Annotated in this window: 16 protein-coding genes; 4 read left to right on the plus strand and 12 right to left on the minus strand. The window is 48.1% G+C overall.

The genetic code is table 11. The features are described 5' to 3' along the window. Nucleotides 1–348: 348 nt before the first annotated feature. The 5 genes from K2G41_RS05095 to K2G41_RS05115 all read right to left on the minus strand — a co-directional run bounded on the left by K2G41_RS05095 (nt 349) and on the right by K2G41_RS05115 (nt 5,715). Entirely contained in the window at nt 349–1,785 is a 1,437-nt protein-coding gene (locus K2G41_RS05095; RefSeq protein WP_300115558.1) for a glutamate decarboxylase, read from the minus strand. A gap of 94 nt (nt 1,786–1,879) precedes the next feature. Further along, nucleotides 1,880–3,580 carry an aspartate-alanine antiporter gene (gene aspT, locus K2G41_RS05100; protein ID WP_300115567.1) on the minus strand — a complete coding sequence of 567 codons (1,701 nt, stop codon included), beginning with the start codon at nt 3,578–3,580 and terminating at the stop codon, nt 1,880–1,882. A 67-nt stretch (nt 3,581–3,647) separates the two neighbouring features. Next, nucleotides 3,648–3,821, minus strand: a complete 174-nt coding sequence (locus tag K2G41_RS05105) for a hypothetical protein (RefSeq protein WP_300115570.1) — start codon at nt 3,819–3,821, stop codon at nt 3,648–3,650. A gap of 260 nt (nt 3,822–4,081) precedes the next feature. Further along, nucleotides 4,082–4,363 carry a DUF3791 domain-containing protein gene (locus K2G41_RS05110; RefSeq protein WP_300115573.1) on the minus strand — a complete coding sequence of 94 codons (282 nt, stop codon included), beginning with the start codon at nt 4,361–4,363 and terminating at the stop codon, nt 4,082–4,084. A gap of 302 nt (nt 4,364–4,665) precedes the next feature. Beyond that, entirely contained in the window at nt 4,666–5,715 is a 1,050-nt protein-coding gene (locus tag K2G41_RS05115) for a PDDEXK nuclease domain-containing protein (protein WP_300115584.1), read from the minus strand. Nucleotides 5,716–6,259: 544 nt separating this feature from the next. Here K2G41_RS05115 and K2G41_RS05120 point away from each other — a divergent pair. The 4 genes from K2G41_RS05120 to K2G41_RS05135 all read left to right on the plus strand — a co-directional run bounded on the left by K2G41_RS05120 (nt 6,260) and on the right by K2G41_RS05135 (nt 9,673). Continuing rightward, nucleotides 6,260–8,311 (plus strand): cytochrome c biogenesis protein CcdA, encoded by a 2,052-nt coding sequence (locus tag K2G41_RS05120; protein ID WP_300115598.1) that lies wholly within the window; start codon nt 6,260–6,262, stop codon nt 8,309–8,311. 13 nt (nt 8,312–8,324) lie between these two features. Further along, the gene (locus K2G41_RS05125) at nt 8,325–8,864 is read left to right on the plus strand and encodes a DUF6155 family protein (protein WP_300115601.1); all 540 of its coding nucleotides are present in this window, start codon (nt 8,325–8,327) and stop codon (nt 8,862–8,864) included. 107 nt (nt 8,865–8,971) lie between these two features. Beyond that, complete coding sequence (locus tag K2G41_RS05130) at nt 8,972–9,130, plus strand: hypothetical protein (RefSeq protein ID WP_300115603.1); 159 nt, start codon at nt 8,972–8,974, stop codon at nt 9,128–9,130. 9 nt (nt 9,131–9,139) lie between these two features. Next, entirely contained in the window at nt 9,140–9,673 is a 534-nt protein-coding gene (locus K2G41_RS05135; protein WP_300115616.1) for a GNAT family N-acetyltransferase, read from the plus strand. Between the two features lie 93 nt (nt 9,674–9,766). On the opposite strand, the gene K2G41_RS05140 is transcribed toward K2G41_RS05135, so the two are convergent. The 7 genes from K2G41_RS05140 to K2G41_RS05170 all read right to left on the minus strand — a co-directional run bounded on the left by K2G41_RS05140 (nt 9,767) and on the right by K2G41_RS05170 (nt 16,355). Beyond that, entirely contained in the window at nt 9,767–10,198 is a 432-nt protein-coding gene (locus tag K2G41_RS05140) for a DUF695 domain-containing protein (RefSeq protein WP_300115624.1), read from the minus strand. 45 nt (nt 10,199–10,243) lie between these two features. Next, entirely contained in the window at nt 10,244–10,579 is a 336-nt protein-coding gene (locus tag K2G41_RS05145) for a type II toxin-antitoxin system PemK/MazF family toxin (protein WP_300115627.1), read from the minus strand. Next, complete coding sequence (locus K2G41_RS05150) at nt 10,576–10,875, minus strand: hypothetical protein (RefSeq protein WP_300115629.1); 300 nt, start codon at nt 10,873–10,875, stop codon at nt 10,576–10,578. The genes K2G41_RS05145 and K2G41_RS05150 overlap by 4 nt, the downstream gene beginning before the upstream one ends. A 276-nt stretch (nt 10,876–11,151) precedes the next feature. Continuing rightward, complete coding sequence (locus K2G41_RS05155) at nt 11,152–12,498, minus strand: TlpA disulfide reductase family protein (protein ID WP_300115643.1); 1,347 nt, start codon at nt 12,496–12,498, stop codon at nt 11,152–11,154. Between the two features lie 7 nt (nt 12,499–12,505). After that, nucleotides 12,506–14,050: a hypothetical protein gene (locus K2G41_RS05160; RefSeq protein WP_300115651.1), complete on the minus strand. Its 1,545-nt coding sequence runs from the start codon at nt 14,048–14,050 to the stop codon at nt 12,506–12,508. Between the two features lie 55 nt (nt 14,051–14,105). Further along, nucleotides 14,106–14,858 carry a DUF4843 domain-containing protein gene (locus K2G41_RS05165; protein ID WP_300115654.1) on the minus strand — a complete coding sequence of 251 codons (753 nt, stop codon included), beginning with the start codon at nt 14,856–14,858 and terminating at the stop codon, nt 14,106–14,108. A 33-nt stretch (nt 14,859–14,891) separates the two neighbouring features. Then, complete coding sequence (locus K2G41_RS05170; RefSeq protein ID WP_300115657.1) at nt 14,892–16,355, minus strand: RagB/SusD family nutrient uptake outer membrane protein; 1,464 nt, start codon at nt 16,353–16,355, stop codon at nt 14,892–14,894. Between the last annotated feature and the right edge of the window lie 12 nt (nt 16,356–16,367).

Genomic DNA, 16,367 nt, shown 5'->3' on the forward strand with positions numbered 1-16,367 from the left:
ATGCTTGAAGTTCATATTTTCCAGTTTTTGTTTCTATTTCTATTAATAAGACCTTTTTGAAGACAAAAGTTTATTTTTGGTGGTAAACAACATCTATTCAATGGCTAATGGAATATAGGGTAAAATGACTTAGGCTGACGCATCTTAAAACCACAAATCTTCTGAAAGTTAGATGAACTGCACCCCAAAAGTTCGGTGTCTAACTTTTGGGGTGCAGTTTTAGGTTCTAATTTTCAGGGGGGATTTGAGAGATGCCTTTTACTTCTGGTCGGTAGCTATTTTGTTATACGTCAGAAGTGAGTACTATCACTTTTTTACTTCGGACAGAAAAATGATTATCCCTACGGATTATTTTCCTGTATGGTTAAAGCTTTTGGTGACGAGAGGGAGATTCTTCTCCATAGCTATACGGCTGGGAGTCGGATACTCAAGCTTGTCAAGTTCGGCCAGTGCGAAACTGATATCGTCAAGCAACTGATCTGCCATATCGCGGCTGAAACCCTGCTTGCAGAGCACGCGCATCACCACCATGTCCTCAATATTGGCCGGCATCGTATAGGCCGGTACCATCCATCCTTTCTGAGCAAGCTTGTCCTGAAGATCATAGAGCGTCCATTTAGCCGATTTCTGATACTCCTCATCCATGCGCCATACGAAGATAGGATTGGGGACTTCAGAAGAGTAGGGCACAAATTCCTTCATGCCGCCGATCTTATCGTGAAGATACTTGGCCACCTGAAGAGAATTGTACTGCACGTTCTTATATCCTTCAAAGCCGAGACGTATGAACTGATAATACTGACCGAGGATCTGTGCGGCAGGACGTGAATAGTTAAGACCGACCTGAGTGACCTCAGCTCCGAGGTAATTGACGGTAAATGACATGTCGGCCGGCAGGTATTTCTTATCTTTCCAAACCACCCAACCGAGTCCCGGATAAACAAGACCGAATTTGTGACCCGACGTGCTGATTGAGAGCACCCATTTCAAGCGGAAATCCCATTTCTTTTCAGGTTCGATAAACGGAAGGATGAAGCCGCCTGATGCGGCATCGATGTGGATGCAGACTTCATTGCCGGTCTCCTTATTATATTTGTCAAGGGCTGCATCGAGGGCCTCGACGTCATCATTCATACCGCTCCATGTCACGCCGAGGATAGGCACGACGCAGATCGTGTTTTCATCGCAGAGACTTATAGCCTTGTCGATGTCGAGGGTCGGATGTTCGGGAGTGAGCGGAACAAGACGCATCTCTACATCCCAGAACGTGGCGAATTTCTCCCATACTACCTGATAGGCTGTACTGATGACAATGTTCGGCTTGTCGTAAGGCTTACCGGCTTTCTTCCGACGCTCTTTCCAGCGTTTGAGAGCTGCGAGACCGCCGAGCATACAGGCTTCGGACGAACCGATGGCCAGTGCGCCGGCCTTCCATTTAGCTGTTTCAGGAGTGTTCCACAGATTGGCCATGATGTTGATACACTTCTGGCACATGACTGCGATACGTGGATATTCAGTCTCGTCGATGTAATTGATGCCGATGGCTTCATTCATCAGACGGGTTGCATATTCATCCATATACGTGGTCACGAAAGTGGCGAGGTTCAGACGTGGTTGTGTCTGCGCATAAGTCTCGTCCTTCACCATCTGATAAGCAATCTCAGGGGTCGTAGGTCCCTGAGGGATTCGCTCGGTAGGAGCCGGCTGGAGCATTGCTTCCGAGCCGAATACGTTTGTCTTGGCATCGCCGTCGCGATAATTCGGATCTGATTTCGGGTCTAACATAGTTATGTGTGTTTTATTGGGTTGAAAAATATTTTAGATATGGAGATGCGACCCGTAGAATTTAATCTACGGAGAGAGGCAATTTACTTAATGGTCAGCTCATGAGAAGTACGATCACCACACCCCAAAGGATCAACAGCGTATTGCCGATGGCGTAAGTCACGGTATAGCCCATGGCGGGGATTGTACTTCCTATGGCATCCTGAATCGCACCCAGCGAAGCGGTGGTCGTGCGGCTGCCGGCACAACAGCCGAGATTGATCGCGGCCGGGAACTTGAAGATGGTCTTTCCGACGATCATACCGAGTACGAGCGGAACCGTAGTGCAGACCACGCCCATGAGGAAGAGCATGAAACCTACTTCCTTGAGTCCGCTTACAAACGACGGTCCGGAGGTGATGCCTATGACGGCGATAAACATGTTAAGACCGAGATTATCCATCAGCCATACTGCCGGCTGAGGTATGCGTCCGAATGTCGGGTGCTGTGTGCGCAACCATCCGCAGACGAGACCTGAGATAAGTGCGCCACCGCTCGTGCTGAGGCTGACAGGTACGCTTCCGAAGTGAATGGTCAACGCTCCGAGCAGTCCTCCGAGGAAAATACCGATACCGACAAGGATGAGATCGGACTTGACCGAACGTTTGTCGGCGAAACCGATGGATGCGGCTGCGGCGTTGACCTCGCTCTGCAGACCGATGATGGTCACCACGTCGCCAGCCTGCAACTTTAGCTGTGCAAGTACCGGGAGGGATGCACCCGAACGGGTGATGCTCTTGATGGAAACGCCATACATCTCCTTGGTCATCCTCAACTGGTCCACAGTCTTTCCGGCCGCGCCCTTCTTGGAGACGGTGACGCTTACCTGTTCGGCGGGAAAGTCAAGAAGTTCAGCATCGTTCACCTCTGCTCCGATCCACTTTTCATCGCCGATGATATATTCGCGGCGTCCGCTGAGCACTATCTCATCACCGCGCGCTATCATGCTGTCAGGAGTCGGATCGGCCACCTTACCGTTTTGACGGATGCGCTCCACGAATATGCGGCGGTCCTGCTGTCGGAAGTAATCCTCGATTTCCTTTACGCTCTTAGGCTCGCTGAAGAAATCTGCTTCGGCCTTGTATGCTCGGAATGCCACCGGACGGAGTGCGTTGATGTAATTTGGGTCTGCCGATGCGCTTCCCTGATTCATCTTCTTCTCAAGTTCAGCAGTCTCGGCCTTAACCTTTTTCAGGCCACCGAGCATTGCCGGGCCTAAGTTGGCGAGGATATAGGCCGAACCGATCGTACCGAACACGTAGGTCACCGCATAGCACACGGGCATCACGTCAATCCATGCTTTTTTCGTCTCCGGAGAACCTGAGATTGATGAAATAGTGTCCGTACCCACTCCGAGTATGGCCGACATGGTCTGAGCTCCGGCGAGGAGTCCTACGGCCTCACCGATATTGTAGCCCATGATTTTCGCTACGATCCATGTGGTCAGTAGGCAGAACACACAGAGCACACAGGCAAATGCCACTTGTTTGAGGCCGTCGCCACGCAGCGAATGGAAAAACTGAGGGCCTACGCTGTAGCCGATTGAAAACAGAAACAGCAGGAAGAAAGCATCTTTGATAGGTCCGGGAATAGAGATGTCGAGCTGGCCGACAACTACACCGACAAGAAGTACGGAAGTGACTGTTCCGAGCGAGAAGGTCTTGTATTTCAATTGTCCGATAAGGAATCCCAGACCGAGGGTGAGGAATATCGCCAGAGAGGGGTTGTCTCTCAGTGTTTCTACAAACCAATGCATAGTATCGTAAAATTAATGTGTGTTTTTATACGGGGTAGGTTGTGTAATTTGGGGCGGTCACACTCCGTCAATTCATGAAATCGGAGGGGTATTGGACGAAGGGGGCGGCTTCATCCGCGATCTGATCCGCAGTCCTGACTCCGGGATTAAGGAAGGCATTTTTTGTGAAACCTTCGATGTGGTATGCTGTACGTGTGTCAGTCACTCGGCCGGCTGTTATGTTTAGGAAGATTTTTTTCATGCTGATGTTGAAACTTATGAGGGAATATAATCATACAACATATCCTGAGTTACAAAAGTTTTAATCTTCTGACCCCTGTCTCCACATCAGCCCCCTCCTTCATGCCTCCCATAGTCCATCTGCCTCGAACCGGTCACTGTGCGCTAATCTTTCAGGTGTGTTAAATTGTTGGTGATTACATTTCAGACTGATTGCCCATTACAAGTTTCCTGATATTCATCCCACACCAAGGTCGCAAGATATTGAAGCATGGTATAATTTCATTGTGGCAACACTCCTTTCTCTTTCATGTAGTCTGTTAGATCATCCATCAGGTAGCGGGAACTGAATGTGTGGAGGACATCGTAAGATGGCACAATATAATCATAGAGTATTCCTGAGCGGTTCAAACGATCATACACCTCATTTTGGCTCAAATTCAATCGTTGTGCAAGCCTACTGATACAGTATGTCATAAATTCAAGAGTATTTTTATCCATGATTGTATTGAGTGATAATGGTGTTCCTGTATAATTGTAATTAATCTGCTCAGAAATTTTCATTTGTCTGCTTGTAAGTCAGCTGTTCTGGCTCAGACCATTTTTGAATATTCTAACAGTTATCAGATATGTTTGATTACTTTAAGAGCAAAGATAGTGATTTTTTAAAATTAGAGCAATACTCCAATAAGTTTATTGCAATTTACTGCTGAATAGAGATATATGAAGCGGAACAAAGTATGGTAAAAATGGAGATAATGCTCATGAATCATCCCCGCGATCTTAAAAATCTTTGCTTATTTGAGATTGCTTTCATCTTAGTGTATTCTCATGGGGGAGTGATCGAGGGGGCATGAAGCCGTATTTTATCCCTTCAGGCGTTTAAAGTTTTCTTTTGTCTGTTCGATTTCTCGTTTTAATTCTTCTTCGGTAGGCAGGATCAGTTTATATTTTGATGCGAATACACCGATATCGTTGCGGTTGCCGAGCGTATATTCAATCACAGTGTCGTTCTTTTCGGCACAAAGGATGATGCCTACAGTCGGATTGTCGTCGGCTGTACAGACTTCGCGGTTAAAATAGTTGACATAGAGCTGCATTTGCCCCACGTCGGCATAACCGGCCTTTGCCATTTTCAGATCGATTATCACGTAGCAGCGGGCCGGGATGTTGTAAAACACCAAGTCGGGATAGAAATGATCACCCTCCAATGTGAATCTTTTCTGTCGGCCAACGAAAGCGAATCCTCTGCCGAGTTCAAGTAGAAAATCCTCGATATGGGTCAGGATTGCACTTTCAAGCTCTTTTTCCTGTAGGGCGGGATCTTCCTTCATGTCAAGAAATTCAAGCACGAACGGATCATGCACTAATCTCAGAGGATCGAATTTTTCGGGATTTACAGGACGATTCTTTGCCATAATCTCTTTGACTTCCGCTTCATCACGGTGCGATGCAAGGAGTCGTTCATAATACTGTGTTTCAATTTGCCTTTCGAGCTGCCTGACACTCCATCCACCTTTAGCAGCCTCCTCGACATAATATTCTCTGGCCTTAGGATTGGATACTCGAATGAGAGTCAAGTAATGTGACCAAGACAATTTACCGGACAGTGTCTGGTAAATTGGGAAAGTCTGATAAAATTTGCGCATATCTCTCAGATTTGAACGTTTGAATCCACGTCCAAACTCTACAGTAAGACGGCGTGAGATCTCGTCGATCAGTCCATTACCATACTTAGCTTTTGCCTCACCGCCCTGTGCGTCAACAATCAGTTTGCCTATGTGCCAATAAGCCTGAACCATTGCCGTATTGACGGTAACAGCGACTTTACTCCGTGCCTCTTTGAGAATCTGACTGATCTGATTGTAAAGATTCTCTGACTGGAGGCCTGTGGTCTTATCTGTGATCTCTGACATGGGAGGGGGGATTGATTTCGATTCTGTCAAATATTTCTATTTTGGCCGTTAATCGCAAAATTAGCAAAAAATACCGGTAACAATATCGATCACATCAAAATTTTCATCAAAACTTTGTCTATCAGATATCGCTTCCGTTTTTGAGAGCCTGTAGAAGCCAGCAGGGGAGAAGGATGAGAATGAGCAGGAGTGTCATAACGGGATGAGGATTTTTGAAGGATAGGGGAGAGGGTTAAGGATTACGGATGCAAAGTTATATGCCGCATGAGTCTGATTAGAGCACGGCGATGTTAATAAATTATAATTCATTTGCTTGTCTCATTGATCCTTTGGTTCTCCGGTCGATGTCGGCGAACGTCCACTTCCGACGGCCGAACCACTGCCTATGGCATGTAAATGTTACAGATCTGTGAGGATTTTACGTTTCAAGAAGGATTTACAGATATTATTAAGGAAATATTCGTAAATTTGCAGAGTGAAATTTCAAACATTCCATATATCAAATCAATCACACATTTCGAAACAAATTGCATTTAACTTCCCCATGAGAAAACTTGCATTGACTTTCTCTCTGTTGGTCGCGCTTATGTGCAACATGGCGTTGGCCCAGATCATGACCCCAGTCAAATGGTCTGCAAAAATTGACATGACCGGAGATGACCGTGGGCAGGTAGTCCTTACGGCTACAATCAGCAACGGATGGCACATGTATTCGCTCGATTGCGATCCCGATGCCGGCCCACAGATCCTTGAGATCTCTTATCCCAAGCTTGAAGGCGTGACGCTGGAGGGAAAGCCGACCCCCGACAAGCCCTCTCACAAGCAGTATGACGAAATGTTTGGCGCAGAGCTCGCTTGGTGGACACAGGGTGTCACCATCAAGCAGAACTTCAAGGCCACTCAGCCCGATTTCAATATCGACGTAATGCTCGTCTGCTCCGCATGCAACGACGAGAACTGCATCCCCCCCTCGCGCTCTACTTTCAATCTCTCAGGAACAGCCAAGGTAAAGGCCGCTCCCGAAAAGAAGGAAGAGGCAAAGGCTGCCGTTGAGGATCTTCCTGCCGTCGTTGAGACGGCTGAGAATGCTCCTGCGGATGAGGCTGCTTCCGCCGATACTCTCGCGGCTGTCTCTGACTCTCTTGCATCGTCAGTTCCTGCCGGAAAGACGGCCGATCTTTGGGCTCCCGTATCGTTCGCCGAATCAGAAAGTGCGGAGGATTTCTCGACCACATCTCTCTGGTACATCTTCTTCACCTGCTTCCTCGGCGGTCTCGTGGCTCTTTTCACACCCTGCGTGTGGCCGATGATCCCCATGACTGTCAGCTTTTTCCTCAAGAAAGGTAAGGACCGCAGCAAGAGCATCATCGATGCCTGCACCTACGGTCTCTCCATCATAGTGATCTATGTAGCTCTCGGTCTGCTCATCACAGGTATCTTCGGCGCAAGCTCGCTCAACGCCCTTTCGACTTCGGCCGTCTGCAACATTATCTTCTTCCTCCTCCTCGTGGTGTTTGCCGTCAGCTTCTTCGGCGCATTCGAGATCAAACTCCCCTCGTCATGGTCAAACAAGATGGATGCAACCGCTGAGAAGACCACCGGTCTCCTCTCCATCTTCTTCATGGCTTTCACACTCACGCTCGTATCATTCTCCTGCACCGGCCCTATCATCGGTACACTCCTTGTAGAAGCCGCTTCGCAGGGCGACCTTTGGGGTCCTGCCATCGGTATGCTCGGATTCTCGACAGCTCTCGCGCTCCCGTTCATGCTCTTCGCCATGTTCCCCACCATGCTTCAGGCAGCACCCAGCTCCGGCGGTTGGATGAACACCCTCAAGGTGGTTCTCGGCTTTGTCGAGCTCGCCCTTTCGCTCAAGTTCCTCTCCGTGGCTGACCTCGCTTATGGATGGCACATCCTTGACCGCGAAGCTTTCCTCGCGCTCTGGATCATCATGTTCTTCCTCCTCGGCCTCTATCTCCTCGGCCAGTTCAATTTCGCTCACTACGGTAAGGCCGACAGCTCCATCGGAGTGTTCCGCTTCTTCCTTGCCCTCTGCTCACTCTCGTTCACCGTTTATCTCATCCCCGGTCTTTGGGGTGCTCCTCTCAAGGGCGTGAGTGCCTTCGTTCCCCCGCTGTTCACTCAGGATTTCAACCTCTACGGCAATGGTTTCAAGGAATATGATGACTTTGAGGAAGGCATGAAGGTGGCCAAGGAAGCCGGCAAGCCCGTCCTGATTGACTTCTCAGGCTTCGGTTGTGTCAACTGCCGCAAGATGGAAGGTGCCGTGCTTGACGAGCCTAACGTCAAGGCCATGATCGAGGACAATTTCACCGTTGTCAAGCTCATGGTCGATGAGAAGAAGAATCTTCCCGAACCCATCACCGTCAAGGAATATGGCAAGGATATGACTCTCTACACCTACGGTGACCGCTGGAGCTATCTCCAACGCTACAAGTTCAACGCCAATGCCCAGCCTTATTATGTCATCCTTAACGATGAAGGCGAGCTCCTTTCAGGCCCCTATACTTATGATGAAAATGTGGCCCGCTTCTCAGCCTTCCTTGAAAAGGGCATAAAGAGCTACAAGAAATAAATTCCATCCGTCTATGTCCAAAACCACTCTCCGTAAGGCCATAAAAGATTTTGAAGCTCCCGAACTCCGGGAGCTTCTTATTGATGTATATACCAAAAGTAAGGAAGCGCGTGAGCTTCTTGACTTCTTCGCCGAACCCGACATCGAGAAGAAAGCCGAGACTTACCGCGCGATGCTCACCAAGGAAGCAACGCGCTACACGCGTCGTGCCCATCATCCGCGCATCACCAAACTTCGGGCCGCTATCAAGCGTTTTCAGACCTTCGAGCCGGGTAGCGAGGCGGTGGCTGATCTCATGGTCCACGCTTCTGTCGCTCTCCTTTCCATCGGCAATGATGGGTGGCTGCGCGAACGGCTCTACATCCAGATTCAGAAATTTTTCGGTGAGACGCTTGACTATCTTCTGCTTAACAATCTACTCGACGATTTCATGCCGCGAATCCGCAAGGCCACCGGTCAGCTCAAACGCATCGGAGCTTTCGCCAATCCCCTCTCACGCATTACCGACGCAGAACTCCGCCGCATCGAATCACTCCGTGAACAGACAAGCTAAAGATGTTCCCATAGAAATGCCGTTGGAATCATTTTATCATCAAAAGATCTTATAATCACACATATTTGTTATATCTTTGTAAACTATAAATTTAAACAATCATTGGTATGGCAAGACCTATTAAAGAAACACCAGAACTCTTTGGAAAGGATGCGGAACGCTTCGAGAAGCTCATTTCGCAACCCAAGCCTGTATCCAAGGAGGAAAAAGAAAGGGCGCGTAAAGCCTATGAAATGATGAGATCCATCAGTAATTTCCAATGGTAGGGTTATCCTATGGATTTTTCAAAATTAATACAGATTCAGTTATCATCTGATACTGACATAAAGCCATTCAAATGTGCGGACGACGATTTGAATGGCTTTCTTTTTGATGATGCAAAGCATTTTCAAGAGGAAATGATGGCTGTGACATATCTCTTGGAAGATCCATTTGAGAATGTTACAGTTGTATATTTCAGCCTTTTGGCGGATAAGATATCATTTAATCCTGATGAAAAATCAGTGTGGAACAGGTTGAACAGGAATATCCCGAATCCGAAACGGAGGAAGAGCTATCCTGCTGTAAAAATTGGCAGGCTTGCTGTTAATGAGATGTTTACTGGTAATGGTGTCGGTACATTTTTACTTGACAACATAAAGTACGCTTTTACTACAGTAAAACGTCTTGGATGCCGTTTCCTTACAGTAGATGCTCGATGTTCTGCAACGTCATTCTATGAGAGGAATGGTTTTCAGTTTTTTACAGAACAGGACAAGGATGAAGAAACCAGATTGATGTTCTATGATCTGAGAAATTTTAATGTATGATAGCTATTTCTGTTAGTTTCTGGTTCTAAAATTCAGTTGGCTACAATTAACGTACAGGTTGATTGCAGACAACTGAATTTTTATTTTCTCCCGTCAGTCCATCTTGATTTCAGCCTCGCTCATTTCGTCATACTCTTCCCAGCCGGGATCATTCTCTGTATAGATGGTGAGCGGCAGAAGTGGGAATGAAGCAAGCGACTCATTGAGCTTACGCCCGAAGATATGCGTGCTGAGTGTGTAGAAAATCCAGTCACGCTGATTATCGCCGGTAAAGATACCGGTCAGCACAGCCACAGGATCTTTCTTGAACTCCTTCTGCAGAGCCTCCTGCACTTCCTCCATGAGTGTGGAGGTCTCCTTGTCGGGCATACCGCTTGCGTCGCCGTCATACTTCCATGTTACCTCCACCCTGATATTGAAGCGGGGATTGGAACGGAATTTTTCAACGTCCTTGCGTCCGGTGACCATTATGAGTTTGCCCGATTCGCTTTCGGTGGGGGCTGTCCACCAATTCTCGTTATCCATAATATTATTGATTTAGCCTGTTGATTAATATTTTAATGGTGTGGATCAGTAGGAAAACAGTTCGAGGAGCGTTTCAGTGACTGCCACCTTCTCCTCATCTGAAATATCACCGATGATTTCATGTATGCGACGTTTATCGACGGTCTTTATCTGGTCGAGCACCGCATAGCTGTCGTTTGTCAGACGGTTCATCTCCGACGGTCTGATCAATATTCTTGTCGGTAGCGTGCGCGGTGGGGTAGAGGTGAGCGGGGCGATGATCACCGTCCGCAACACATTGTTCATCTCCTCCGGTGATATTACGAGACACGGCCGTGTCTTGTTGATCTCCGCGCCAATCGTTGGGTCAAGATTCACTTTGACTAATAGAAATTTCTTCATTGCTGCGGATCGTTGGACTGGTTAGTAATTTCAGAACCTGATATTCGTTCCATGAGGTCTATAGCCTCTGAATCTATGTGGTCGGGGAGCATCAGCTCATCCTCGCCGTCATTGGCATACTGAGTGAACGCCTCAGCCCAACCCTCACGCTTGCTTTTAGCTTTAGTGATCACGATCTTTTGATCGGAAAACTCGATATTAACGGGTGTGCCTTTCGTGAACCCTCCTTCTGTGGCAATGTAGCGCGGGATTATCACTCCGACGGACGTACCGATTTTAGTGATTCTTGCTTGCATGTCATATAGCTTGTTTAGTCATTCACAACTCGTCGGTAGTATGGCCGGTCTAAATTGTTAGTCCGACAGTCTGTCCGACCCTGCAAATATACGAATACTTACCTGCAACTCAAATAATATTATAATAAAAATACTAATGGGATTATAATATGTCAAGAGGGTGTTTAATATCTGTCATGAAAGATCCTCTAAGAAAACAATCAGGGGAACGCATCATTCTGCGCTCCCCTGATCGTTAGTATGGAAATACTTAATATATATAAGTAATGGCTGTTCTTATTTCAATGATTGGAGTATCTCCTTGGTCTCCGGATCGCTTGGACGGGTAGCCTTGTAAGTGTAGAGCTTACCCTCTGGATTATAGATCAGGAAATGGGGGATACCTTTGACATTGAGCTTTTTCGGAAGTTCGCCATCCTTGTTCCAAAGCCGATTTCCGTGCATGTTCAGCTGGGTCATCTTTTTGAGCCAAGGTTCTTCCTTCGAATCGATCGAAATTGACACGAATACTACATTCGAATCCTTGAATTCCTTTTCAAGCTCCTGAAGCGACGGGACTTCGCGGCAGCAAGGACCGCACCATGATGCCCAGAGATCCACATAGACATATTTTCCTCTGAACTTGCTGAAATCAACTTTATTGCCCTCTTTATCCACGAGTACTACATCGGGAAATTCTGCACCGGCTACAGTGGCACGGCGTGCGCGGAATGTCTCTACGGTGCTTTCGGGAAGTGAATACTTCTCGCAGATGGCTATGAGACGGTTTTCACCATCGGCGAAGTCCGCTGTATAGTCGAATGAATCCATGAACGAATTGACCAGCATCCGTGTGCCCTGCTGGCGGATCTCATCAGTCTTGTAGAGATCATGGAGTGCTGCGAGTCGTTCCTCCACTGTCCCCTTAGGAAGCGAGTTTGTGATAGCAAGATAGGATGATGGGAAGGCTGCTGCCATTTTTGTATCGAGTACTGTCTGGGCAGGTGGAAGGATTTCAGATGTCGTGAAGCCCAGTTTGCGACCTGCGCGGTGCGTCAGATGGCCGGCGAGCGAATATGCATCCGAGGCCGAAGTATAGGCCCACAGCTTGATGAAATCCTTGACCTGTGCCGGAATCTCGTTTGCGGAGATGATGGAATCGGCATCGGTCATATAGCTTACCAGCAGACCCTTTATCTGTACATCGGAAAGCTCCGGCAGGTTTTTACCGACAGCTATTGCCTTATCGACAACGCATGATGCGAAGGCACTGAGTGCCTTGTTAGCCGGATCTGTAAGTGATGTGTTGGTGGTGTAGTTCGGACCGTCAGAGATCGTGAGGCTCTGTTTGGTAGTTTGAGGAGCGACATAGACCGGAATTGACATCTGCGCGTTAGGAGTCGTCGAATAGATATAGTACAGACCGTCGGGGTCTGTGCTTACCTGTCCGCTGAAAGTGCTGCCGGCAGAGCGGTTAAGCTCGATGGTTGATTGCGGTGAAGTCTGTCCGATGGGGCAGAGATACACATGGCTTTCATCCGGATTCATGTTGCCGGACACGGTGATGTCCATATCCAAAGTCTGTGCGCCGGCTGTGAGGCCGAGACACAGAGATGCGATTAGTGGTAGTTTGTTCGCTTTCATATAAAGATCAGTTAGCTACACGTGGTTTATAGAAAATATTCGAAATTCTGTCTGCGCAGTTCTTGTATTCAGCGTTTGCAGGGGTGTCGGGCATGTCTGTGCGGACATTTGCGGAGTCATACATATAGACGCTGCCACGGCCGCTCTGCTTGTTGGCGGTAGCCACTATAAGCTCCTCGCTCGACTCGTTGACGGTCATGAAGGTCACTTCCTCGTCGTCCGGATAGGTGAGCACGGCCTGAGTGGTTGCGGGCCAGTTCACGCCGTTTTCGCTGATGAGCATGACATACACACGGTTTCCGCATGAATAATAGACACGGTGATATTTAGCCGACACGGCTATCGCGCCTTCTGTCGCGGGAATAGCACTCTGGGCGTTATATGTGATTTCGTTATGTGACACAAGCACGAGTTCTGTGTCATTCGGGCTGAAACCTCTGATCTTGGAATGGTAATATTTACCGTTGGTGACATCTCGTGTGATGATATGACCCGGATAATAGGAAACCCATCGTCCGCTGATCTGATACTGTTCGGGCTCGCCCATGAATACGTTGACAAGCTCCTTGTCCTTCAGTATCGAATAGCCGTTTCCGTCAGTCAGATCACCGGCATCGATTCTGCCTTCGTATGACTGATGCCAGATGGCGAGAGGTGAACGATTCACGAAAAAGTTATGGTAATACTGAGTTCCGTAGGCGTAATAATTGCCACTGAAGAATGTATCGAACGGATCTCGCTTCACATTGGATTCAACTCCGAGCATATCCTCGCCGCGGATGGTGATGAACCGCTGAAGATCGGTATCGTATGCGATGGCATTTGTTCCGCCGATCAGCATATCCGCGTGAAATCCGGGTATCACCTTTTCATTTTCGATGGTAGTGATGGAGATGAACGTATTCGGATCGATGAACAGGATTTTGCTTCCGCAAGCCACCACTATTCTCGTGATTTCTGATGGCCATGACATACGCATGACGGTAGCACCGGCAATTTTATCCTCGCCGATGTTCTGATTCACGCGCTCCAGACAGTGTTCCATCACGATTGGCGACATTCCGGCCTCCACCTCTTCGGGTGTGAGATCCTTGATGAACGCGAGATTGCCTATATTGCGTGCGTCATTGGAAATGATGATGAAGCCTTGTTCGAAAGTACGGTTAATATTGACCTGATATTCCTGTACCACACCTACTGTGCCGTCTGTCACCTTTAGATGTGCATAGTAACTGCCACCCTTAGGGAAGAAATAGGTAAGGACTTCTTCGTTACTGACCACCTCCAGCTCACCTTTGGAGTCGTTGTCGTATGTTCCGATACTCCACTCGTATTCGAGTTGTCCGTTACCGTCATATCGGATCTGGGGTGTGATCACACAGTTCTCGCCGTAATTGAAATTGACTTCCGGAAGCTTGTCCGGATCGGTGGCGTTTGTTATCACCGAGAGTTCCGGTATCGGCTGACCTCCGTAGGAACTTGAATCATCGATGCAGCCGGTCAGGGTGGCCGTAATGGCCATTAATCCCGGCAATATATATCTGAGTTTCATGTTATGATTCTATTTATTTAGAGCGTAAATTTTTAATATGGGCCGCGATTGTCACTTACCACAGAGGCGACTGTATCCATTCGAGTTCGGGATGATCGTTGTAGAGCGGGATCAGTACGTACTGACGCAGGAATCCTTCATACAGGGTGAACGGGCCGAGTACGCCGGTGGCCTTGACGAAGTAGTCTCCGTAACCATCAATCATCTCATTGAATATTTCCGGACTGGCTTCTGGCGCGAGACGGTAGAAATATTCAAAGAACAGCTGGACATTCTCGTAAGAATAGACCGGTTTCGGACCGAATGTGAGCCACCATGCAGGGCGTTCGGTCGGGCGGATGTCGGAGTATTTGATGGTTATGTGGGTCTCGCCGACCGATTTGAGATCATCGTTCTCGCCGATGGTCAGCATGAGTTTCTTGGATTTTATACGGATTTCAGGATCGAGGTCGCGGAGGAGATTGACGTGGATCGTACCTTTCACGGCATTTGCCGGGATCACGTTGTTGGTGATGGTATAATTAATGCCCTCCTTCATTGTCGTGCTGTCATGGTCCGCGATCAGGCTGATCGTACGCTCATAATCCTTGGGCATACCCATTAGGGTAACGGGTATTTCGATAATGTGTGAGGTCGCTATGTCATAATTGAATGCATAGTCTATCGTATCGGTGATCTCATTGCGATTGTTGCGGTATTCGAAGAACACCGAATCCTTCTGGGTGGGATCATAGAGCTTGTAGTCCTCCTCCGTACAGGCCGAAGCCATGAGGAGAAGAGCTGCGCCCCATAATATATGTTTTGTCATTTTGAGCATCATTCGTTGGCTTGTTTCTGTGGTTTACTTGTTGTCTTCCGGACGGTAGTCAAATTCTTCCTGCGGGATAGGTAGCACATAGATTGCGTCCGATCCGGGAATGGTCATGCTCTCGTTATTCGAGATAATGTCGGCGTTTATGCGCTTCATGTTGAACCAGTGCTGGCCTTCGCCATAAAGTTCCTTATGATATTCATTGAATATACGGTTCGCGGTGAGGACATCTCCTTCACGGAGTTTTGTCAGACCGCGGGCCGAGATTTCATCGTTGAAGTAGCCTACAGCCTTCTGATAATTACTTTCGAGGAGAGCGTCAGCAGCGATCAGATACATTTCGGAGATACCGATGATGTGAATGCCGTGGATAAGTGATTCACGGCGTCCTATGCCGGTTTGATCATTGTCATTGGTGACATAATCCACAAGTTTCAGGCAGGTAGTATAGCCTTTTGCCTGACGGAAATGGCCCTTGCGGTAGTCCTGCATTGTCGCATCGACATCCACTTCGTTGAAAAGTTTATGCCAAGGCATCGGATGGACAGAACCGCTTGAGTCATCGTATGCGGTGTAAGTCTTGTAGAACTGATAGTTGAAAAGAAAATCGGTTGAAAATTCAAGATACTGTGTGGAGTACAGGCCGAAAATAGTCTCCTTGGGGCAGAGCACTCCGGCCACATGCTCCTGAATCTCGGTTACATCCACGAACTGGAAGCGGCCGGAATTGATTACTTCCTCCGCATATTCGGTAGCTTTGGCTTTATTGCCGAAATACCAGTGGACGCGGGCGAGCAGGGCTTTCACCGCATAGAGATTGATATGATTCTCACGCCAGCGGTTGAACGCTTCATACTGATCGTTGTCGCGGGGATAGCTCATGGTCTCCTCGTCGGCCATCAGACGTTCGGCTTCCGTGAGGTCATTCACGATGAATTGGTAGCATTCGCCGACGGTCGAGAACGGTTTAACCGAGAAACTGTAGGCAGTCACGTAAGGGATACCGCGCTTCGACTGGTCGGTCGGAGCGAAGAGGCGCAGCAGATCGAAGTGGAGCATGGCTCTGACGCCGAGCATCTCGCCTTTGTAGAGATTATAGAGGGGAAGAGCGTCTTGGTTGTTATTTTCGAGATTTTTAAGCACATTGTTTGCATAGCCGATAGCTTCATAGGCATTCTTCCATATACCGAGTATCTTGTTTCGGGTTTCGGCATTGGTCGTGTAGTCATACTTTCCGAAATCATTTCCGTAAGTGGATGTGCACACGAGATTCTGATCGAGGAGTTCGGGTATGCCCCATACCATGTCCATGCCGTAGAGAGCTCTGACGCCCATGTAGCCATAGACACCGTAGATTGCATCCTCAAATCCTTGTGCATCCTCAAAGAGATCGCCTTCGACCTTTTCGCCCTTGGGATGTACGTCAAGGAAGTCGTTGCATGAAGTGGCGGCGAGGGCCATCAGGCAGACGAGGGTAAGATATATTTTTTTCATTGTCGTGTCAGT

Source organism: Duncaniella sp., from assembly GCF_029056165.1.
In the GTDB taxonomy this organism is placed as follows: Bacteria; Bacteroidota; Bacteroidia; order Bacteroidales; family Muribaculaceae; genus Duncaniella.